The 21,306-nt window shown below is 39.8% G+C and carries 27 protein-coding genes and 1 pseudogene; 19 read left to right on the top strand and 9 right to left on the bottom strand.

Features of this window, described 5'->3' with window-relative positions; translation table 11 throughout:
• Nucleotides 1-10: 10 nt before the first annotated feature.
• Nucleotides 11-973 (bottom strand): CgeB family protein, encoded by a 963-nt coding sequence (locus LC033_RS00135; RefSeq protein WP_226566291.1) that lies wholly within the window; start codon nucleotides 971-973, stop codon nucleotides 11-13.
• A gap of 15 nt (nucleotides 974-988) precedes the next feature.
• Nucleotides 989-1,390 (bottom strand): hypothetical protein, encoded by a 402-nt coding sequence (locus LC033_RS00130; RefSeq protein WP_226566290.1) that lies wholly within the window; start codon nucleotides 1,388-1,390, stop codon nucleotides 989-991.
• 205 nt (nucleotides 1,391-1,595) lie between these two features.
• On the opposite strand from LC033_RS00130, the gene cgeC reads away from it, so the two are divergent.
• From cgeC to LC033_RS00075, 11 genes are all read left to right on the top strand, one after another.
• Nucleotides 1,596-1,916: a spore maturation protein CgeC gene (gene cgeC / locus LC033_RS00125; RefSeq protein WP_226566289.1), complete on the top strand. Its 321-nt coding sequence runs from the start codon at nucleotides 1,596-1,598 to the stop codon at nucleotides 1,914-1,916.
• Nucleotides 1,917-2,535: 619 nt separating this feature from the next.
• Entirely contained in the window at nucleotides 2,536-3,912 is a 1,377-nt protein-coding gene (locus LC033_RS00120) for a sigma-54 interaction domain-containing protein (protein ID WP_226566288.1), read from the top strand.
• A 117-nt stretch (nucleotides 3,913-4,029) separates the two neighbouring features.
• Nucleotides 4,030-5,430, top strand: coding sequence for a lysine 2,3-aminomutase (gene kamA / locus LC033_RS00115; RefSeq protein WP_226566287.1), 1,401 nt, complete (start codon nucleotides 4,030-4,032; stop codon nucleotides 5,428-5,430).
• 2 nt (nucleotides 5,431-5,432) lie between these two features.
• Nucleotides 5,433-5,714, top strand: a complete 282-nt coding sequence (locus LC033_RS00110) for a YokU family protein (RefSeq protein ID WP_226566286.1) — start codon at nucleotides 5,433-5,435, stop codon at nucleotides 5,712-5,714.
• A gap of 79 nt (nucleotides 5,715-5,793) precedes the next feature.
• Entirely contained in the window at nucleotides 5,794-6,018 is a 225-nt protein-coding gene (locus tag LC033_RS00105) for a YozE family protein (protein ID WP_226566285.1), read from the top strand.
• 143 nt (nucleotides 6,019-6,161) lie between these two features.
• The gene (gene yodN / locus LC033_RS00100) at nucleotides 6,162-6,842 is read left to right on the top strand and encodes a germination protein YodN (RefSeq protein ID WP_226566284.1); all 681 of its coding nucleotides are present in this window, start codon (nucleotides 6,162-6,164) and stop codon (nucleotides 6,840-6,842) included.
• Between the two features lie 250 nt (nucleotides 6,843-7,092).
• Nucleotides 7,093-7,263: a YozD family protein gene (locus LC033_RS00095; protein ID WP_099680891.1), complete on the top strand. Its 171-nt coding sequence runs from the start codon at nucleotides 7,093-7,095 to the stop codon at nucleotides 7,261-7,263.
• A 57-nt stretch (nucleotides 7,264-7,320) separates the two neighbouring features.
• Nucleotides 7,321-7,920, top strand: coding sequence for a phosphatase PAP2 family protein (locus tag LC033_RS00090; RefSeq protein WP_264188578.1), 600 nt, complete (start codon nucleotides 7,321-7,323; stop codon nucleotides 7,918-7,920).
• A gap of 54 nt (nucleotides 7,921-7,974) precedes the next feature.
• Entirely contained in the window at nucleotides 7,975-8,292 is a 318-nt protein-coding gene (locus LC033_RS00085) for a YodL domain-containing protein (protein WP_226566282.1), read from the top strand.
• 113 nt (nucleotides 8,293-8,405) lie between these two features.
• Nucleotides 8,406-9,101, top strand: a complete 696-nt coding sequence (deoD, locus tag LC033_RS00080) for a purine-nucleoside phosphorylase (protein ID WP_226566281.1) — start codon at nucleotides 8,406-8,408, stop codon at nucleotides 9,099-9,101.
• A gap of 68 nt (nucleotides 9,102-9,169) precedes the next feature.
• Nucleotides 9,170-10,000, top strand: a complete 831-nt coding sequence (locus LC033_RS00075; RefSeq protein WP_226566280.1) for a M15 family metallopeptidase — start codon at nucleotides 9,170-9,172, stop codon at nucleotides 9,998-10,000.
• A 50-nt stretch (nucleotides 10,001-10,050) separates the two neighbouring features.
• On the opposite strand, the gene LC033_RS00070 is transcribed toward LC033_RS00075, so the two are convergent.
• Nucleotides 10,051-10,314 (bottom strand): hypothetical protein, encoded by a 264-nt coding sequence (locus LC033_RS00070; RefSeq protein WP_226566279.1) that lies wholly within the window; start codon nucleotides 10,312-10,314, stop codon nucleotides 10,051-10,053.
• 92 nt (nucleotides 10,315-10,406) lie between these two features.
• Nucleotides 10,407-11,105, bottom strand: a complete 699-nt coding sequence (locus tag LC033_RS00065) for a class I SAM-dependent methyltransferase (RefSeq protein ID WP_226566278.1) — start codon at nucleotides 11,103-11,105, stop codon at nucleotides 10,407-10,409.
• A 150-nt stretch (nucleotides 11,106-11,255) separates the two neighbouring features.
• Between LC033_RS00065 and LC033_RS00060 the strand changes: the two genes are divergently transcribed.
• Nucleotides 11,256-12,641: a S41 family peptidase gene (locus LC033_RS00060; protein WP_226566277.1), complete on the top strand. Its 1,386-nt coding sequence runs from the start codon at nucleotides 11,256-11,258 to the stop codon at nucleotides 12,639-12,641.
• A 37-nt stretch (nucleotides 12,642-12,678) separates the two neighbouring features.
• On the opposite strand, the pseudogene LC033_RS16960 reads toward LC033_RS00060, so the two are convergent.
• Both LC033_RS16960 and LC033_RS00050 read right to left on the bottom strand, forming a co-directional pair.
• Nucleotides 12,679-13,025, bottom strand: a pseudogene (locus LC033_RS16960) (sodium:solute symporter family protein); the annotation flags it as partial.
• 320 nt (nucleotides 13,026-13,345) lie between these two features.
• A complete protein-coding gene (locus LC033_RS00050) occupies nucleotides 13,346-13,963 on the bottom strand; it encodes a nitroreductase family protein (protein ID WP_226566275.1) in 618 nt (205 codons plus the stop codon).
• 139 nt (nucleotides 13,964-14,102) lie between these two features.
• Here LC033_RS00050 and LC033_RS00045 point away from each other — a divergent pair, with 139 nt between their 5' ends.
• Together LC033_RS00045 and LC033_RS00040 are read left to right on the top strand one after the other, a co-directional pair.
• The gene (locus tag LC033_RS00045; RefSeq protein WP_226566274.1) at nucleotides 14,103-14,435 is read left to right on the top strand and encodes a winged helix-turn-helix transcriptional regulator; all 333 of its coding nucleotides are present in this window, start codon (nucleotides 14,103-14,105) and stop codon (nucleotides 14,433-14,435) included.
• A 75-nt stretch (nucleotides 14,436-14,510) separates the two neighbouring features.
• Nucleotides 14,511-14,726: a hypothetical protein gene (locus tag LC033_RS00040; RefSeq protein WP_226566273.1), complete on the top strand. Its 216-nt coding sequence runs from the start codon at nucleotides 14,511-14,513 to the stop codon at nucleotides 14,724-14,726.
• A gap of 40 nt (nucleotides 14,727-14,766) precedes the next feature.
• On the opposite strand, the gene LC033_RS00035 is transcribed toward LC033_RS00040, so the two are convergent.
• Nucleotides 14,767-15,240: an Hsp20/alpha crystallin family protein gene (locus LC033_RS00035; RefSeq protein WP_226566272.1), complete on the bottom strand. Its 474-nt coding sequence runs from the start codon at nucleotides 15,238-15,240 to the stop codon at nucleotides 14,767-14,769.
• An 86-nt stretch (nucleotides 15,241-15,326) separates the two neighbouring features.
• On the opposite strand from LC033_RS00035, the gene rarD reads away from it, so the two are divergent.
• The 3 genes from rarD (at nucleotide 15,327) to bshB2 (ending at nucleotide 17,459) form a co-directional block, all read left to right on the top strand.
• On the top strand, nucleotides 15,327-16,238 hold the full coding sequence (gene rarD / locus LC033_RS00030) for an EamA family transporter RarD (RefSeq protein ID WP_226566271.1): 912 nt from the start codon (nucleotides 15,327-15,329) through the stop codon (nucleotides 16,236-16,238).
• Nucleotides 16,239-16,424: 186 nt separating this feature from the next.
• Entirely contained in the window at nucleotides 16,425-16,775 is a 351-nt protein-coding gene (locus LC033_RS00025; protein ID WP_226566270.1) for a YojF family protein, read from the top strand.
• 18 nt (nucleotides 16,776-16,793) lie between these two features.
• Complete coding sequence (gene bshB2, locus LC033_RS00020) at nucleotides 16,794-17,459, top strand: bacillithiol biosynthesis deacetylase BshB2 (protein WP_226566269.1); 666 nt, start codon at nucleotides 16,794-16,796, stop codon at nucleotides 17,457-17,459.
• Between the two features lie 21 nt (nucleotides 17,460-17,480).
• On the opposite strand, the gene LC033_RS00015 is transcribed toward bshB2, so the two are convergent.
• Both LC033_RS00015 and LC033_RS16740 read right to left on the bottom strand, forming a co-directional pair.
• The gene (locus LC033_RS00015; RefSeq protein ID WP_226566268.1) at nucleotides 17,481-18,851 is read right to left on the bottom strand and encodes an MATE family efflux transporter; all 1,371 of its coding nucleotides are present in this window, start codon (nucleotides 18,849-18,851) and stop codon (nucleotides 17,481-17,483) included.
• 59 nt (nucleotides 18,852-18,910) lie between these two features.
• The gene (locus LC033_RS16740; RefSeq protein ID WP_264188571.1) at nucleotides 18,911-19,036 is read right to left on the bottom strand and encodes a hypothetical protein; all 126 of its coding nucleotides are present in this window, start codon (nucleotides 19,034-19,036) and stop codon (nucleotides 18,911-18,913) included.
• Nucleotides 19,037-19,582: 546 nt separating this feature from the next.
• Here LC033_RS16740 and LC033_RS00010 point away from each other — a divergent pair.
• Together LC033_RS00010 and LC033_RS00005 are read left to right on the top strand one after the other, a co-directional pair.
• On the top strand, nucleotides 19,583-20,851 hold the full coding sequence (locus LC033_RS00010) for a C40 family peptidase (protein ID WP_226566267.1): 1,269 nt from the start codon (nucleotides 19,583-19,585) through the stop codon (nucleotides 20,849-20,851).
• 66 nt (nucleotides 20,852-20,917) lie between these two features.
• Nucleotides 20,918-21,306 (top strand): helix-turn-helix domain-containing protein (locus tag LC033_RS00005; protein WP_226566266.1); only part of this gene is annotated, 389 nt, incomplete at its 3' end.

The following is a 21,306-nucleotide window of genomic DNA, read 5'->3' as shown; positions in this document are numbered from 1 at the left end:
AGCGCCCGATTTAGAGGGCGCTTTTTACTATCTCATAAAGCCTATATGGCAGCGTCTCAAATGTGTTCCAGCGAATGACTTGCTCGTAATTGTTTAGCGCAACCTCCTTTCTTTTCTCAACATTTGATACATAATACTCAACCTGCTCAATCAAATCGTCTTCATTTGTGTAAAAAGCGAAGCTTGAAAAAGCATTTGGCGGATTGATATCCGTCAATTGAAAACTTCCACTTGCAGCAATGTCAAATGCTCTGTTGTTCAGGCTCATGTTTTGAATCATGGCTTTGTTTCGATTATAGGCGAATTGAGCTGGCCTGTGTGGGTTAAGGACAATGGCTGATTGTTCATATATTTCCGACATTTGCTGAGGGATCAGCCAGTTGGTCACGAGTGTTAAATCACGATATCGTTTCCGTAACTTATTTACATGACGGTGCCATTCCTTACCTGCAACGAGAATCCGCCATTTGTTCTGATGTATGAGTGTATCGATGGCTTTGATGCGGTTTGGGTAAGGGTAACCAACGAGTGCAATGTCATAGGTGCACGCCTCATATGGCGATTTCTTTTTCTGAAATACTCGTGTATTTGTCGGAATGGGAAAATAGTACGTGTGATCAGCTCCCAATTGTTTGTAAAAAGACAAAGTCCCTTCATCAATGGTTAATATCAGCTGTGCATTACATGCACAAGCAGCTGACACATCTGTATAAAAAGGATCTTCTGTCATCCACAAAATAATAGGGATCTTTTCTTGTTTGAATTGATGAAGCCATTCTTTCGGAACATGATCACCGATCATCATCAAAACAAAATCCGGAGAAAATGTCCGGATTTTGTGCATGTGAGCGGGTATTGAGTCCCTTTCCAACTTTACACATGAAATAGGGGAATCAATGAAGCTGTCTGCTATCCATTGATCAAAAGCTTGATAGATCCCGCCGTAGCCAGAGCTGATATAAATAAGCTTCATGATGGCCCTCTCACTTTATGATGTGAACGTAACACTTTCAACTTTATCTACATCTAATAGAGTCGTTGCAGAGCTTGTAGGTGTCACAGAGCTTTCTTGTGTGACAAATACAACACCCGTTAAAGGATTGAATGCAACGAATTGAACGGAGCCCATTAAGTCTCCTGAGTCCATGACAATGCTAATGACTGTTCCTGGTTCAAGTCTTGCAAAAATCCATCTTGCTGGTTTAGATATGTCAAGTGTTGTAGCAGAATTTGAAGGTGATGCCTCAGATGCCACTTCACTTAATAAATCGTTTAATTTTTCTTCCACTTGAACTCCTCCTTCTTTGAGATTGACTGTTAACGCATGACTAAGCGGTTTGAAAAGCACTTTCAATAGTTCTTTTTTTAATTCCGCACGCTTTTCGCTCATTTTTCCCATCCTTTCTTCATCAATTCAAACACACCACTATGTATATGCCGTTCACTTTTTTTGGTATAAGTAGAATGCTCATTCCTTTTTCTTTTTTTCATTTAATCACTTCACACATTTTAAAAAAGGTTTTTAAATGCTGAGGCTAAATGGAGTGATTCTCATACTCTAGTAAAGATGAAACAAGAAGAGAGAGGGATTTTGAATGGGATTTGACCAATTATTAAATGATTGGAACGAAGAATTACTAGAAGTAGAAGGAGTACTTGAAGTCATATTAATTTTGCTTCTTCTTCGTCTTTTAGAGGAAAGTGAGGAAGAAAGTGCCTCGGACATCAAAAAATTGCTGCGTCCATGGCTTGAGCTTGGCATTCCGTTGCCACGTGTTCACTTAGTCGATGGAAATGTGCTTCAAAACGTGGTTGTCGTGCAATTGTTTGATTCAGTAGCTGTCTTTAAAAATGCGACAAACCAGCTAAGAGTATGTGCTCCATATATGAACATTGTTAGCTGGGGGGCTTTTTAATCTAATTAAAAAGGATAATGATCATGAAATTATCGGTGATTATAACAAGCTACAAATAAACCTTTATATTGAAGATCAGAAAAAAAGACAATTTGCGTCAAAACGTGAAGTGCAATATTTTCAGTTTCATCCAAAGATGATATATACCCTTCCAAACGAACCGCTTCAGGGGTTTGAGGATGGCAGCATGATTCATGTATCTTCACTGTATTCAGACCGCCAAATCGCAGGGTTTTTAAATGGAAACAAGATGTCTATTTACTTGTGCATGATACCTTTTGCCGTATTGTTCCTAAGGTAGTAAAGCTATTTGCGTTTGATCATCAGCCAATCAAGATATACGCTTCTCAATTTACGTTATTCCAAGAAGGGATGCCAATTGTGCCGCTGTATTTGGAATCGCTGTAAGAATTCGATATGTCTCTTTATCAAACATCAGAACGGAAGGACTACTCATAAGAGGGATACTTTTTTAAGCATTAGGCGAAAAAAGCAGGAGATCGGTAGGAAAAAGCGAAACGTGAAAAGGACAGGGGAATGAAACCATATGAAATGATCAAGCTACTGAAAATTGGGCAGTGGATGCCGGTTTTTTAGCACTGATAGTGAGGGGGAAAGTATGGGGAAGGTTGTCGAAAGAGCGGATTGGTTTGAATTAATTTTAGAAGCCATTGATGAAGCCATTCATGTTGTAGATAATCGAGGGGTCACAATTTTTTATAATCATAATGCGGCTAAGTTTGACTGTATACAAAAAGAAGAGGTGATTGGTAAATATATCCTTGATGTGTATCCATCATTAACTGAAAAAACAAGCACGTTAATGCATGTGCTCAGAACGGGGAAGCCCATTTATCATTCTTTACAAACGTATTTGAATAAAAATGGAGAAAAAATTGAAACAGTCAACACCACATTGCCCATTATTGAAGATAGCAAGTTAATAGGAGCAGTGGAAGTGGCTAAAGATGTATCTAAGCTATCGTCGCTTTCTAATCGTTTAGATCAAAAGAAACGAGCGAATGGCGTAGGTGAGACAGATCAAATGCACGATTTTTCTTCATTTTTAACAAATGATCCGTTATTAAAGGAAATGCTTGAGAAGGCAAAAAAAACAGCTGCCTATCCATCGTCTGTTGTTGTCTACGGGGAAACAGGAACTGGAAAAGAAGTGCTGGTGCAAGCCATTGTTCATGAATCAGATCGAAAAGACAAGGTGTTCATACCGCAAAACTGCGCAGCTCTTCCAGAATCATTACTTGAGAGTCTATTGTTCGGATCTGTCAGAGGTAGCTATACGGGCGCAGTTGATCGCAAGGGTCTTTTTGAATTAGCTGATGGAGGTACGCTTTTTCTTGATGAGCTGCAAGCGATGCCGCTTACACTTCAGACGAAACTATTACGTGTTTTAGAGGATGGTGTTGTGAGACGCATCGGTGATACAAAGGCCATTAAAGTAGATGTCAGAGTCATTACTGCACTCAATATAGACCCATTTGAAGCAGTAGAAAAACGAATTTTAAGAGAAGACTTATTTTATAGACTGCATGTATCATCATTTCATATCCCGCCGCTTCGAGCTAGAAAGCAAGATATCAACCTGTTATCTGACCATTTCATAAAAATCTATCATCAGCAGTTTTCTAAACATGTCACCCGCCTTTCTGACGAGACGATACAATTGTTTATGGCCCACCACTGGCCAGGAAACGTAAGAGAATTAAAACATACAATAGAACATGCCGTTTTGATGATGCCAAAGGAAGCTGAAGAAATAAGCCCGACATATCTTCCAGCTCATTTACGTGAGCAGAAGATAAAAAACGAACCGCCGCAGTCCTCATTAAAAAGTCAGGTCGCTTTTTTTGAACAAAGATTGATTCAAGAAGCATTAAGTAAGCATGATGGGAATATTAAGCAAACCGCCGCAGCTTTAAAAATCCCTCGACAAACGCTGCAGTATAAACTGAAAAAATATGTAGATGCCCAAATGTAGGCACTTATTCCATTATAAGATGCAAGAAAATGCTCCTTTTTGAAACAATAGGGGCACTTTCCCATGTTGGCACATAACTTGCATAGTATAAAGTGAATGCTGATAGGGGGAATGGATATGAATCAAAAATTGTATGAACCAACGCGTCATTGGAAGGACATTGAGCTTTGGAAGGATGTACCCGAGGAAGAGTGGAACGACTGGATTTGGCAGCTGACGCATACTGTTAAAACGCTTGAAGATTTAGAAAAAGTAGTGAACTTAACAGAAGAGGAAAAAGAAGGGGTGAAGATTTCCACCAAAACGATTCCGCTCAACATTACACCTTACTATGCCTCATTGATGAATCCAGACGATCCAAGATGTCCGATACGTATGCAATCTGTGCCAATTGCAGAGGAGCTTCATAAAACAAAATATGACCTAGAAGACCCGCTTCATGAAGATGAGGATTCACCCGTCCCAGGTTTAACGCACCGGTATCCAGATCGTGTGCTGTTTCTTGTCACAAATCAGTGCTCCATGTACTGTCGCTATTGTACGAGAAGACGTTTTTCCGGACAGATCGGGATGGGCGTCCCTAAAAAGCAATTAGACGCTGCCATTGGGTATATTAGAGAAACACCTGAGGTGCGAGATGTTTTAATTTCGGGCGGTGATGGGCTATTAATCAATGATCAAGTCCTTGAATACATTTTGAAAAACTTACGAGACATTCCACACGTTGAGATCATTCGGATTGGAACCCGTGCTCCTGTTGTCTTTCCGCAACGAATTACAGATGAACTGTGTGAGATTTTGAAAAAATATCATCCGGTTTGGCTGAATACCCATTTCAATACAAGCATTGAAATCACAAAAGAAGCAAAAGAAGCGTGTGAACGTCTTGTCAATGCTGGTGTCCCTGTAGGTAATCAGGCCGTCATCCTTGCCGGTATTAACGACAGTGTGCCGATTATGAAGAAGCTGATGCATGATCTGGTGAAGATTCGCGTCAGACCCTATTATATTTACCAATGTGATTTATCTGAGGGGATTGGCCATTTTAGAACACCAGTCTCAAAAGGACTTGAAATCATTGAAGGCTTAAGAGGGCATACGAGCGGCTATGCAGTGCCAAGCTTTGTTGTAGATGCGCCAGGAGGCGGAGGAAAGATCGCTTTACAGCCAAATTATTTATTATCGCAAAGCCCTGATAAAGTTGTCCTTCGTAACTTTGAAGGCGTCATCACCTCTTATCCAGAGCCAGAGCATTACGTCGCAGGCCAGGCAGATGCGTATTTTAATGAAATCTACGAAGAGAAACAAGAACCTGCAATTGGCGTGACAGCTCTATTTCAGGATGAAGCTAGATCGTTTACGCCTGAAAATTTAAGCCGAATGAAACGAAGAGAAGCCTATGAGACAAATCCTGAGCATGATACCCTCAAAAATAAACGTGAAAAACGGGATGAATTAAAAGAGAAGAAATATCAAGCGCAGCTCAAAAAAGAACAAACTGTAAAGGAGGAGAAATAACCTTGCTGACATGTGATTGGTGTGAGGAAAATAAAGCAAACGAAGAGCAGACAACGGTCTATTGGGAGCTGATCACTGGCACACAATCGATTGAAATTATCGAGACGCCGTCGATCTCCTGCATGCATTGCGGCATGACGTATCAGAAGGATGAGACGGTAAAAGAGATAGAGGATCAATTAATTTTAGTGGATCAAACACAGCTTCCAGAAAAAATCTCATTTGAAGAATTAATGAGCATGGAGCGGTTGTTAAAGCGAAATTACTTTGATTTTTCTTCATAAGTTGTACCTCCGCCTATACAAGTGATCAAATTCCTGTATAATATAACAACAAAATAGAGTATCGCGGAGGGAAAAACAGGTGAAGTCGTTTTACCATTATTTAATGAAATACAGACATCCAAAACCGCAAGATGAAATCAGTCATTTTGCAAATGCTGCTTATGAAGATCACAGCTTTCCTAAAGCTTCCACTGATTATCAAGAGCTATGTGCCTATTTAGAATTGAATGGAGATTATTTAAGCTCCATGACCACTTTTGACGAAGCGTTTGAACAATACGAAGTAGAAGTCAAAAAAAAATAACACACACAACCGCTTGTTCCGAATGGGAGAGGCGGTTTTTGATGAAGAAATAAAACGTTTTGCATGGTGTGGTTGCCCATGCAGAATTCCTTGTGCCGGCATACGATACGTTAAGACCAAAAGTCGGGCAAGGGGGAGACAGAATGAAGGCGAAAGCACCAAAATATAATGTAGGGGATATTGTCGTCGTTGTCATGTACGGCACAGTCGGAACGATAACAAAAGTCCATCAAATTGACCAGCACTATCTGTACGAGGTCAATCATAATGAGGTGCTTTATTTTGAAACATCACTTCAGCTTTATGATGAGTACGATGGGATGATTGTGGATACAGAAAAGCTGGATATTGAATATGAATTCCTCATTGGCGATGTTGTATATGTAAAAGATTATGGAAAAGAGCTCTTTAAAATCATTGGCCATCGGACTGAAATTTGGCGTTACCTTGAAGATGGCTGGGAAGATGTCATTTACGAACTCACGAGGCTAAAAGATGGAGAGTGGCTGGAAACAGAGGAGGAAGACTTAACGCTTGTACTGAGGAAATATGAGGTGGACCAGTTTGTACATCAGCTTCTTTTTGTGCATTACGTCGGAGAGACCTCAAAAGGAATAGAAGAAGATATGGTACAAACGGCACTATTACAGTTAGAAGAGACACAAGAAAGTGAAGCATCACTAGAATTTCTCGCTGTATCTATAGTGGATGAGCTTCTTGATATTTATAATGATTATAAAATTCTCTACGAATTTTTCAAAGATCCAGAATATAAGGATATGATGGATTTTATATTGGAAAGTTTAAACGAGCATTTTGGTTAAAAAAAGACTTGTCCTAACACGAATAAAAAATAAGGCACACAGAAAAAAGCAATCACATAAAACCATCCCCTCAAGATACGGCCCATCAATTGATCAAAAGTATCACCATCTAATATGCTTAACCATTTCATGGCTTCAAGCCCCTTTTCTGTTTGTTTACTGCATTTATATGAATGAAATGAGCCATTATGACAAACTGTAATAAAAATAAGGCGGCGTTCATACATCATAAAAAAGGAGGCGGAAAGCAATGAAAGAAGCAGACTTGGTGATTGATACAGAGGAAATTGCGGAATTCTTCTACATGGAGCTGGTCAAAAGAGGGTACATACCAACTGAGCTAGAAACGTTTGAGCTTGCTGACATTACGTTTGAGTATATGCTAAAAAAAGCAATGATAGTTGAAGAAGAGGCGTGGTAGAAATTATACTTTGAAGAGATTCTGAGAGGGAGGGGGGAATTCTTTAGCGTGTATGTCATGTTTCTTTTCATTTTATTTGGCGGCTTCGCTGCGCTTATGATATCTGGTGTATTTCAAGAAGTGGACAACCAGATCATTTTATGGTTTGAAAAAATCAGACTCCCTTTTTTAAACGATGCGATGCTCGCTGTAACGGACTTTGGCATCAGCGCTCTGCTAGTTCCGATCATGCTCATCTTTAGTGTGGTACTGATTATGTATAAGCGGTACTACTCTATCATGTTACTTTTTCTATTATATATCACAGAAAAAACGGTTAATCACGAACTGAAGGGGCTGTTTGCTAGAGAGCGTCCGGCCTTTGATCAGCTTGTCAATGAAACCTATTACAGCTTTCCGAGTGGACATTCAATGAATGCATCCACCATCTACCCGTTTATAGCATATCTATTAGTTGAGATGATTCCCTGGCTGAAAAAAAGAAAAATAATGGTCTACTTGATTACGGGACTATTTGTCATTGTGATTGGCATTAGCCGAATGTATATCGGTGTTCATTATTTAACAGATGTAGCGGGAGGCTTTGCGATAGGACTAGCATTATTTCTCATATGTAAAAAGATTGACGAAAAATTGTCCGTCATTCGACAAAAATAGAAGAAGGAGATTGACAGATCCCAGCCAATTTTATATAAAAGGGGAGGGATTTGAATGCAATTGACGTTGAGATTTTTTCAAAAGAAACCTTCAGCTTATCACTTAACCATTTATCAGACACCTGCTTATGGTGAAACGAACGGGCATCAGCCTGTGTACCGGACAAAGATTGGCGGCAGAACACACCATGATGTACTGGAAAAAGCATTCTCGACATTTAATGTACATGATACAGTCCCTAATGATTACAATGCGCGGTTTATGACAACAGGTGATATCGTTGTGATTGATGACAGGAAAAAGGGGAAGTGCTATTATCAGCTTTTTCCGACAGGATGGAAACGTAGTGACAGACTAATGACGATGAGTTAAATAGATGGTTTCTAGTGCCAGCTTATGAGCCAGCTGGCTATTTTCTTTTTTTGTCTCAATCGTTTATAATAAATAGGACAAAACACATGTTAAACGTAAGTGGAGGCTAAAAAATGAGTGTACATATTGGAGCAGAAAAAGGACAAATTGCAGAAACGGTATTGCTACCAGGCGATCCGCTTCGTGCGAAATATATTGCAGATACATATTTAGAGGATGTCGTGTGCTATAATGAAGTGCGCGGAATGTATGGTTTTACTGGAATCTATAAAGGAAAGCGTATTTCTGTACAGGGCACTGGAATGGGCGTACCGTCTATTTCGATTTATGTGAATGAACTCATTCAAAGCTATGATGTTCAAAATCTAATCCGAGTTGGGTCTTGCGGAGCGATCAAAAAGGATGTCAATGTACGTGATGTGATATTAGCCCAAACATCATCAACAGATTCTCAAATGAACCGTGTGGCATTTGGACCGATTGATTACGCACCTTGCGCTGATTTTGGTCTTCTTAAGAAAGCCTATGACACAGCAGAAGTAAAAAATGTAGCCGTTCGTGTCGGAAATGTATTTACAGCAGACCAATTTTACAATGAAAAACCACTTGAGCTCATGGATCAATACGGTATTCTAGCCATTGAAATGGAGACAACAGCTCTATATACGCTTGCTGCAAAATTTGGTAGAAAAGCGTTATCGATTCTCACAGTGAGTGATCATGTAGTAACAGGAGAAGAAACAACTGCTGAAGAGCGTCAAACGACTTTTGACGAAATGATCTTAATTGCACTAGACTCTGTTTTATAATAGTATAAAGGGTGTGCTACGATGTAGCGCATCTTTATTTTTTTAGTAGAGAAGAAGGAAGGTATGTCATGAAGAACAGCTATAAAATACTCTCAATTGCATCGATTCTTGGTTTGACGGCCGCATTATCAGGCTGCCAGTTGCTAGACCAAAAAAGCGGTACATCTGAATCTAACAAAACAAGCGAACAAAAAAACACAGCAAGTTCATCATCCCAGCAAAACTCAAATGATACGGCAGATTCATCTAATCAAGAGCTGACGTTAAAGAGTGAATATTTCAATGACATCAAGGTTGTTAGTGGGCAAAAAACCATTCAAAACCCTGAAAATGTGCTAGCACTTGTCAACAAAGAATACTCATTACCAGGAACCTATAAACCTTCTGATCTCGTTGTACCAAAAGTAGAATTCTCTTTTTTAGATGATATTGAAAAACGATATATTCGTAAAGAAGCAGCCGAAGCACTTGAGAAGTTATTCAAAGAGGCAAAAAAGAAAAACTTTGAGTTGGCTGCAGTATCTGGCTATCGCTCCTATGACCGTCAAAAAGTCATTTTTGATAGTGAGGTCAAATTAAAAGGGAAAGAAAAAGCCCAAGAAGCAGTAGCTTTACCAGGCGAAAGTGAACATCAAACAGGTCTCGCTATGGACATTTCCTCAAAAAGTGTCGACTTTGAGATCTCTGAAAAATTTGGTGAAACACCCGAGGGCAAATGGGTTGCTAAAAGCGCCTATAAATACGGTTTTATCATCCGTTATCCAAAAGGAAAAGAAGACATTACGAAATACGAATATGAGCCGTGGCACCTGCGCTATGTTGGGAAAGAAGCAGCAAAAGCGATGCATGATCACGACTTAACTTTTGAAGAGTACGTGAACAAAGTGAAGAAAATATAAACAAATAAAAGGCCTCCCAGCTATTTGGGGGGCCTTCTTTTATTCTCCTTTTAAAAAAAGAACAATCCTGCTAAAGCGAATCCAGTAATAAAACCGAGGCCAATGCCATAAGCTGCTCCCCAGCCCCAACCCCAGCCATAATAACCTCCGTAAAAACCAAAGCCAAAGCCTTGTCGGGACCTTCCAATAGGGCGAATATAGACTTTGCGGTTTGTCACCCGCTCAATACGGCCGACATGTACTCTCCCATTATGATCGGTGATTCTAGCGACTTTCCCCATATGCTGCTGACAAAGTTTGTAGTAGCGCTCCATGTTTTTCCTCCTTATGACAAACTCTTTTCACTCTTATCCTATGCGAGAGATATCATAGAGTTTGGACAAAACATATAGGAGATTCGCTCATTTTATACTGTACACTCAAATAAAATGTGACTCAGGCTTTTTCGGTGCGCTTGAATGAGATCGTAGTGTGTTTGCAGCGTATCGTAAAGAGAAGGCGGGATTTGATCAGATAATTCCATTTCTGTTGGCTCCTCCTGTACCATATGCTCATCGAATGAGAGAATTCGAATGTCACGGAAGCCTGACGCTGTTAACTGCTCCTTCCATTCTGATAGAGAAAGGAGGGAGTGGAAGCCATAAAATCCACGAACAACCGCCTGTTCTTCGGGTGTAAGAGGTGCTTTTAGCACAGCTTCATTTGCGATCAATTTACTTCCAGGGGCAAGAACCCGTTTTATCTCAGCAAGCGCAACAGATAAATGAGTAAAGCTAAGAACAGATTCACTGATCAGTAGAGAGAACGATGCATCTGCAAATGGAAGGTTTTCAACGGATGCTTGCAGGGCGCGGATTGGTAGCTCCTCTCGTTTAAATCGAAGGTTGGCCTTTTCAATCATCAAAGGGTGCATATCAACCGCCTCCACTTCAAAGCCTAAATTTCCTAAATACGCAGCGGTTTGTCCTGTACCGCACCCGGCATCAAGTATTCGCTCGTCACGGTCCAATTTTATATGCTCAATCATGGTTTTTGTTAACTCAATTCCACCAGGATGTGCACCTGATACACCAAAATAGGCAAGCATTTCTACATAGTCACTCATAAAATCCCTTCTTTCCTTATCATGTTCCTCTCTAAAGATTATGCAATGCAGGGTCAAATGGCTTATCTTTTCAATTAGAAGTTTGATCCTTGGTTGACGGATGGAGCATCGTCCTTGATAATAATGAAAGGAGATAAAGGTGGTGTTTTTTTGAAAAAACAATTCAAGTTCGTGATAGCCATTCTGGTGACAGCAGCACTTTCTTCAGCCATTACATTTGTAATCACAAAACAAGCTGCTGTCAGCGTCTCAGGAGATGAGAAGTTTAGTAAACTTATGGCTGCGTATACGAAGGTAAAAGATGAGTATTACGACAAAACGGATGATCAAAAACTAGTAGATGGTGCAATTCAAGGAATGATTGCATCACTTGATGACCCATACTCTACATATATGGATCAGGAGGAAGCCGAAGGGTTTAATAACACCATTTCTTCCTCATTTGAAGGAATTGGTGCCCAAGTAGAAGAAAAGGATGGACAAATTTTAATTGTCGCGCCGATCAAAGGCTCTCCTGCTGAAAAAGCTGGTTTGAAACCTCATGATCGTATTTTAGAGGTAGATGGAAAAAGCACAAAAGGAATGTCTGTCAATAAAGCAGTATCACTGATCAGAGGTAAAAAAGGAACGGATGTAAAGCTGCATCTGAGACGGCAAGGTGTTGGAAATGTGGATGTGAACATCACAAGAGACACCATTCCGCTTGAAACGGTTTATACAAAACTAACAAAAGATAAAATAGGAGAAATCCAGATTACGTCCTTTGCTGAAACGACATCTAAAGAGCTAGATAAAGCGATTGGTGAACTCGAGAAAAAAGGGGCGAAAGGATTTGTCATTGACCTGAGAGATAATCCAGGCGGCATTATGACAGAAGCTATTGAAATGAGTAATGACTTTATCGATAAAGGAAAAGTCATCATGCAGGTTGAAGAAAAAGGGAAGAAACAAGTGTACAAGGCTGAAAAGGAACGGAAAGTTCATCAGCCGGCAGTTGTCCTTGTAAACGGCGGTTCAGCCAGCGCTGCTGAAATCATGGCGGTGGCTCTGCACCAATCATCAGGCATTCAAATTGTTGGTGAAAAGACGTTTGGTAAAGGAACTGTTCAAAATGCGCAAAGCTTTAATGATGGCTCTAGTGTCAAGTTAACCATTGCAAAGTGGCTGACACCGAATGGTTCTTGGATTCACAAAAAAGGAATTGAACCACAGGTGAAAGCATCTCTGCCAAGTTATGCGAAGCTGCCATACTTAAGCCCGAAAAAGATCTACCAGCTGAATGATAATGGAGATGAAGTCAAAGCGGCTCAAAAGATGTTCCAAGCAATTGGCTACAAAGCAAAAGCAAATGGTGAGTACGATCAAGCATTCCAGTCTATCGTGAAAAATTTCCAAGCAGATCACGATCTGAAGACAGATGGTATTCTCACAGGGGACACAACGACTGTACTGATGACAAACATCCAAGATAAGCTAAAGAAAAATGATACGCAAATGAAAAAAGCAATCGAAGTATTGAAAAAAGAAATGAAATAGAAAAGCAGTCCTTATCAGGGGACTGCTTTTCTTGTGCTTACGCTTCATTTACGATCGCTGCTGCTTTATCATCGTCCTTTTCAAACAGATCATTTGTGACGGAATTGGATGTGACCTTCATTCAATATCAAGATGACAAGAACGTTTGCTAGTAACCCGAGAAAGCCTTCATAAAGGCCGAACGTAACTTGTGAGATATTGGCTGTAAAGGTAACGATGATTGAGGCGATCAGTCCTGCAATGGATGCTTCTCTAGATTATTTTTTCCACAATAGGCTGATTGCGATCGCTGGGAAGATTTGAACTTCTTGAAACACCGATCAGCGAAAGCGTTACAAGTGCAGTTAGGAACAGTATACAGAATAAAAGAGCAAGCCCAATCACGAATGGATGAATACGATTCACAAAGGGAAGCAATGCGAGATGTCCAATTAATGGAATCCGATGAGTAGTGCTTGCATCAATGTTTATTCATGATTTCCTCCTGAATATTTTGTAATTTTTAATAATAACAGTTGTCAGATTAGATCACAAGACCATTTTCAGAAAAAACAATCATTTTCAAATATCATACTAATATAACGTGTTCATTCTAAAAAGAGAGATAAGTAAGAACTAAAAAGAGGATGCTTATAATAAGTATGGGGGAATAATATTTAAAGCAAATGAAAAAGCCCCCGCATAAGGCTGGGACTCGGGATTTTTTATAGGAAATCAGATACTTCTTCGATGTCAAAACGATTGCTTTTATGAGCTTTTTTCGCTGGTTTACCGACAGAAATCAGCATGACAGGTTCGTAGCGGCCGCTCACATTGAATTCTTTGATGTAAGCTTCTTTGCTGAAACCACCCATTGCGCATGTATCATATCCCATTGCTTTAGCAGCGATCATTAATTGCATTGCTGCTAATGAAGCATTTGAATACGCTGCTTCACGTGCATACTGCTCACTTTGGTAAGCGCCATTGATTTGAGTCATGAGTGTTTCTTTAATGTCTTCTGTAATAACCCCTTGTTCTGCTAGCTTGCTGTAGATTTTTTCGCCATTTTTATTAGCTTCAAGGTCACCTAGTACAGCAATAACAGCGGATGCTTGAGAGACTTGCTTTTGGTTATAAGCGATTGGCAATAACTTTGCTTTTGATTCAGCACTATGGAAAACAGTAAAATGCCAATGCTGAAGGTTCCATGCAGATGGTGCTTTTGTAGTGACATCGAGAAGTTCTGTTAACTCTTCTCTTGTCATTTCTTGAGATGTATCATACTCTTTTACTGAAGCTCTTTCTTTTAAAATTTCAATCGTTTTTTGATCGATCGCCATATAGATATTTCCTCCCGTTTCTGCAAATAGTATGGTACAATAAATAAAAAAGTGAGAAACTTACTTATTGTAACTAGAGATATTTTAAATTGTATACCGATAGTTTGTCAAACATTCATGAAAAGAAAGGCTGAAATATATGGAATTCCAATTATGTCCACACATTCAGCAAGCTTTTTTACTTCTTGGCAAAAGGTGGAATGGTCTCATTATTCATGTATTGCTTGATGGTCCAAAGCGGTTTAAAGAGCTGACGGACATTATTCCCTCCATCAGTCAAAAAATGCTCGCAGAACGTTTAAAAGAGCTGGAGCAAGAAGGAATTATCGCGCGAACTGTACTCCCTGAGACACCTGTCAAAGTCATCTATTGTCTAACCGAAAAAGGGAATGCATTGAACGATGTGTTTGAAGAGGTATCGCGCTGGGCAGGGGAGTATGCTGGATCTCATGAAAAAAAGGAGCAAGCCTAGTTTCAGGTTTGCCCAAACGTTTTAACTCCTGATGAATATGCTGATGTTAGGCACATGACAAAGGAGGAGAATTGCATGTACCCTCATACTCCGTATTTTCGAGGCGGCGTCCCTGGCATTCCGCCGTATGAATCTAGAGTCCCTTTGTTTTTTTTTGGCGCTCCTTTAGTCGGCGGACTGCTTGGCGGATTTCTAGGAAGTGCGATTTTTAATTATCCCCGTCCATATTACCCGCCACCACCACCGCCTGCTCCACCACCTTATGGCGGCGGATATCCACCATATTATTAAGAAAAGAGAGTAAGCCTGCTTCCATATTAAAGCAGGCTTTTTATAATGGAATATCAATTTCAGAAATCCCCGGATCATCATGTTTTAAGAACATAATCTCCAAAATACCATCTTGATACGAAGCCTTCGTTCCTTTTCTTTTCACAGCAGCAGGGAGGACGATCTTCTTTTGTTCATTCTCTTGAGGAAAATGATCAATAAACAGCAGATTGGCTGTATGTTTGATTTTCACTTTTTCTGTGTTCGGTCGAGCAAGCTCTATTTTGACAAACACGTGATCAGTTGTCTCAAACACTTCAATATTCGGCTCGTTCTCTTTTTTGACGTCTGGCTCTCTTTTTTTTTGATGCGGAGACAGCGGATCCTGAAAGGGGAACTGAGCAGAATAATTGGAGCCGAATACACTTTCCATCACTTGGTTGACATATTGCTCAACGTCTTTAGGATCTGAATTCTTTAAGGCTTCCTTTGAAAATTGCTTTTGAAAAGGGAATAATCGGTTCCAGTCAAACATGCAAATCATCCTTTCTAAATGCCCTAAATTAGTATATGCCCATTCAACGGTAGGCGTGCTATAATATACGATAGGTTTAGAAAGGAATGGTTAGATTGAATGAACAGCAATCAAAAGGTGTTCTGTATACGGCATCATCTTTTACATTATGGGGCCTATTCCCATTATATTGGAAACTGATGGAGCATATTTCGTCAGGCGAAATTTTAGCGCACAGAATTGTTTGGTCATTTGTTTTTATGTGCTTTATCCTCCTATACCTAAAGCAAGTCCGCCCAGCAATACAGACTGTGAAGGGGCTTATGATGAATGGAAAAGCACTTTTCTCATTACTTTTATCTGCTATTTTAATTTCGGTCAACTGGTATGTGTACATTTGGGCAGTCAACCATCATCTCATGCTTGAAGCAAGTTTAGGGTATTATATTAATCCGCTTGTATCGGTTTTACTAGGCATCATTTTTTTGAAAGAACGACTGAATAAAATACAAACAAGTGCGATTCTTATTGCTGCGACTGGTGTGATGATTTCAACGGTTCAGTATGGCTCATTTCCTGTCGTTGCTTTCTTATTGGCCTTTAGCTTTGGTATTTATGGATTGATAAAAAAAAGGATGAGCTTCACGAGTGCAATTGGTTTAACCATTGAAACGCTTCTTCTCGCACCGGCTGCACTTATCTTCTTATTATTCTTCTTAAAAGAACCTGTAGTCACGATGCAGCCGAGCAACTTCGGATCTCTTGGTCTCTTATTTTTTGCAGGAGTCTTTACAGCTGTGCCGCTTCTTTTATTTTCTGAAGGCGCAAAAAGAATTCCTCTTTATCAGGTTGGCATTTTGCAATACATTGCTCCGACAATTACGCTGTTCTTAGGATTATTTGTGTATCATGAACACTTATCCGCAGCGAAAATCGTGACTTTCCTATGTATTTGGTTGGCGATTTTATTGTTTACCACCTCTCAACTACGAATAAAAAAACCAGCCAATTCTCATTAAGGGAATCAGCAGTTTGCTTTTTTTTGAAGGCGGTTCATGTCATAATAAGTTGTTACCAATCTGTAGAGGTAATCACATGTCATCAGCCAATGACTAGGCTGTTAAGCATGATTATTAACTACAGCTTATCAGCTTACATACGAAAAAGCTGCGAGAATTAATTCAAAATGGAGGAAGGAACCACTCATGAAACCAATTCAAACGAAAGATGTCACAGCACATCTTGAATCGTTTTTAAATCGTCCAGTCTTCGTTCATCTTGAAACGACAACTGGTTCTTATTCAGCTCATGTGAATGAACAAAATATGACGATCGTGGCGTATATCCGCAATGCGAAAGTTATCTATTCACAGGTGAAAATAAAAGGACAAGGGCCGTACCGTGTTGGGATGAAAACAGAAGATGGCTGGATTTACGCAGAAGGATTGACCGACTATGTGTTTGATGAAAAAGACCGCCTGCTATTAGCTGGGCACCTGTCAGACGGGAAACTAGCGATCTCATTTCAAATTAGTGAAAGACCATTTCAGGTGTAGGAGAAAGGGTGACGAGAGATGAACGAACATGTACTTGTGATGCTGCCTCACCCCGACGATGAATCCTTTGGGGCCGCAGGTCTCATTGCACAAAGCAGAAAGCGCGGAATTCCAGTTACGTATGCATGCGGGACACTTGGAGAAATGGGCAGAAATATGGGTAGTCCAACATATGCTAACCGTGAGACACTACCTGAGTTAAGAAAACAAGAACTAATCAACGCATGCAAAGAAATGGATATCACGGACTTACGTATGCTTGGCCTCAGGGATAAAACATTGGAATTTGAAGATGATGAGTATTTGGCGCATGTGATGGAAAATATTATCGATGACGTCAAACCAACACTCATTGTCACGTTTTATCCAGGACACGGGGTACACCCCGATCATGATGCGACAGGAGAAGCTGTCATTCGGGCTCTTTACCGCAAGAAAAAAGAAGACCGCCCTGTCACATACTGCATGGCCATTACGAAAAATAGAGAAGAAGTACTAGGAAATGCCGATATTGTGATTGATATTACGGATGTAGCAGATATTAAATTAAATGCCCTTAGAGCGCACAGAACCCAAACAGAAGGAATGCTGAGAGAACTTGAGCAAAAGCTGAAAAACAAAGAACCAGTCGTACAAAAATGGTTCGATGAAGAAATTTTCTGGACGTATCAATGGAATGACTAAATAAAAGGCAGCTGAATTAGGTCAGTTGCTTTTTTGTATCGGTTTAAGGTGAAGTAAACGGTTTTCAATCAACCTGAGACGGATAAAGAGGACGATTGCACCAACTGCAAGTCCGGCAATGAGTCCAATCCAATACCCAAACGCTCCAAAAGAAGTATAAGTACCAATCAAGTAACCCACCGGAAGGCCGATGATCCAATAAGAAACAAAGGCGGCAATCAGGGTATAGTTCACATCTTTATAGCCGCGAAGAGCCCCTTGAATAGGAGCTGCGATCGCATCAGACAGTTGGAAAAAGATTGCATAGATCAAAAAGTGCTGTGTCATTTGTAAAACAGACGATTCAGAAGTGTATAACCCTGCGATTTCAGGTCTAAATAACAAAATAAGTGCTGCTGTACATAATGAGAATAGAATAGCCGTCCCAATTCCGATATAGCTGTAGCTTTGTGCATCTTTATACCGCATGGCACCGGCTTCAAAGCCAACGACGATCGTTAAAGTCATTGAAATACTAAGAGGTAAAATATATAAAATAGAAGCAAAGTTCATCGCTGCTTGGTGACTTGCAATCGTGATTGTATCAAAATGTCCCATTAAAAGGGTGACAGCTGCGAAGATGCTTGTTTCAAAAAAGATAGCAAACCCAATAGGTAGACCGATTTTCAGGATGTGCCCCATTCGGGAGGTGTTAAACCGAGGAAGTTTTTGAAACAAACGAAATGAAGCAAATGGTTCGGCTTTGATGACAATCCAAATACTCATGATGAAAATGGCCCAATACGTCATCGCAGATGCAAGGCCAGCTCCCGCACCTCCTAGTTTCGGAAACCCGAAATGACCAAAAATAAATAAATAATTCAAAACAAAGTTAATAGGAAGTGCTGTTAACGTAATGAACATCGTCACACGTGTTTTCCCTAATGCATCAATGAACGACCTCATCACAGAATAAGCAAAAAGCGGGATAATCCCAAAAGCAAGAAAGCTGAGAAAATGCTGGCCAATATCTTCTACGGATTGTTCAAGCCCAAGTCCTCCTAATATGAAAGGAATGCTAATCGCTCCAATGACGATTACAACGACACTTAAAAGGAAGGATAAATAAATGGCCTGAAAGACAGCCCGAGGCACGTCTTGTTTACGGCCTTCACCCATTAGCTGTGCCACAATAGGAGTAATGGCCATTAATATACCCGCAAGTCCTGTATAAACAGGTGTCCAAATACTAGAGCCGATCGCAACACCTGCAAGGTCTACTGCACTCACCTTTCCAGACATGACTGTGTCTAAAAACGTAATAAGTGAAAGACCTGCTTGTGTGATTAAAATCGGTATCAAAATGGTTAAAAATTGTTTCAGCTTTAGTAGAATGCTATTCGTTTCTCTCATTTTAAGTTCCTCTCTGAACAGAAATAACGAGAGGAATTATATCACGCTATGTAAAAAAATCAATTCTCCGTCGGATTATTTTTTTTTGACGACTTCGTTTTTCTAAACATTTGAATATAAATAAAAGAAAGACTGACAACACCTAAAATGCTGCAAGCATATTGGATGACTTTCTGAATGGTCATATTGAGTTCACCTCCCTACAAATAGAATGTGCATAATTTGTTATTTTATGACACAAGCCAAAAAAGGAGGAAATGTCAGATGATCAATCGCACAAACGAAGAAATATTTGATGCAAATCATGATGGATGAAAGGAAAATCGTCGATTCGCTTAAACAGAAGGAAATGGACGGCATTCTTTATTAGGTAGGATGATTTTTCATTCAAGAAAAAAAGGAAATTAAGTAAAAATTCATTTGATACAGAAAAATTTGTCATGTAGAATAGAACTATGAAAGTAGCAAAGTGCTTGTTTTGACAAATTTTTAAACGTCAACTTAAAAATGTTTATAAATACAGCAAACGGCCGATAGAACTTATATGGCTTTGTTTTAGCATTTTGAGTTTGCTGCTCTAACCTATTTGTTATTGCCTAACGTCTTCATGTCGAGTAATATAATAGAAATAAAGATAAAATAGTGCAAGAGAAGCAGAACCATTAAATGCTAAACTCAAAACTAGCACAAAAGTCTTATTGAACGAAATTATGAAAGGCGGAGATTCATCTATGAAGAAAAAAGTAGTAACCGGCCTCACAGTTTCAGCGATTGCGGGCTCAGCTGTTATTGCTGCACCGGCAGAAGCACAGACGATCAAGGTGAAAAGCGGTGACTCACTTTGGAAGATTGCCGGACAGTACAATACGAGTATCTCGGAGCTTCAATCTCTTAATCAATTAAAAACGACGATGATTTTTACAGGACAAAGCTTAAAAATTCCTGGGGCAAAAAGTAGCTCGTCAAAAAGCTCAAAAGCTCCTACTACATCTAGCTATACTGTAAAGCTAGGAGATTCACTATGGCTGATTGCGAAGAATCACAAAATGTCAGTCGCAAACTTGAAAAGCTTAAACAGCTTAAACAGTGATCTGATTCGTCCTGGTCAAAAGCTGAAAGTGTCTGGAAGCACAAATACTAGCGGCAGTCAGTCATCAAATTCAAAATCTAATTCAAGCTCAAACAATGAGACAACGAACTCAAATAGTTCGTCATCAGCATCTAGTACATACAAGGTTAAATTAGGCGATTCTCTTTGGAAAATTGCGAATTCGTTAAATATGTCAATTGGTGAAATCAAGACATTGAACCAGTTAAAATCGGATATGATTTATCCAAATCAAGTATTGAAAGTCAAAGGGGCAGCTACATCTACACCAAGTCAACCGAAGGCACCTGCTAATCCAAGCAACCCGCCCTCAAGTGGAAAAACAACCTCTTACACCGTAAAATCAGGTGATTCATTATGGAAGATTGCGAATCAGTTTAATGTGCAGGTTCAATCCATTCGTACAGCAAACAGCCTGAAAAGTGATGTACTTAGAATTGGACAAGTGTTAAAAATTAACGGAACGGCTTCTGGTTCTACGTCTAACGGGGCAACTAGTCCGACCGACAACAACAAAACCAATGTTCCAATGAATGCAAAAATCACGACGATGATTCAAGAAGGTAAAAAGCTAACAGGAGTTCCTTATAGATGGGGCGGCAATACACCTGCTGGCTTTGACTGTAGTGGCTTTGTTTACTATCTCATAAATAAGGTTTCATCTGTATCGAGATTGAGCACAGCGGGCTACTGGAATATGATGACGCCTGTTAGCACCCCACAAGTTGGAGACTTTGTCTATTTCACAACATACAAAGCGGGTCCTTCTCACATGGGACTATACCTTGGTGGAGGAGATTTCCTTCATGCAAGTGACAGCGGAGTAGGTATTTCTAATTTAAGTAACCCATATTGGAAAAAAGCCTATCTCGGTGCGAAACGTTTCTTCTAAAAAAAAGCCGAAATTGAAGTGCACCCCAAATATTAGACACAGTCTAACATTTGGAGGTGCTTTTCTTTGGCTAAATTTACAATTGAAGATAAAATCAAAGCGGTAAAACGATACCTCATTGACCGTGAGAGCTTGCTTAGAATTGCAAAACAGATTGGCGTGAACAAAAGTATACTTCAATATTGGGTCAGAAAGTATCAATATCATGGCGAAAAAGCTTTTTCAAAGTCATATACAAATTATCCAGTCCGATATAAACTAGACGTACTTGACTATATGAATGAACATGGGACGTCTATCCTGGAAACAGCTGCACTCTTTAATCTGCCATCTGATACCACGCTTTGGAACTGGCAACGCATCATGGAAACTCAAGGAGTAGACGCCCTTCAACCTAAGAAAAAGGGGCGTCCGTCTATGAAAAAGAAAACTGGAAAACAAGAAATAACGAAAGG

The sequence above is a fragment of the Bacillus stratosphericus genome, assembly GCF_020524495.1.
Taxonomy (GTDB): Bacteria; Bacillota; Bacilli; order Bacillales; family Bacillaceae; genus Bacillus; species Bacillus stratosphericus_B.
The sequence above is the reverse complement of the archived record's forward strand: the minus strand, read 5'-3'. Positions and strand labels throughout refer to the sequence as shown.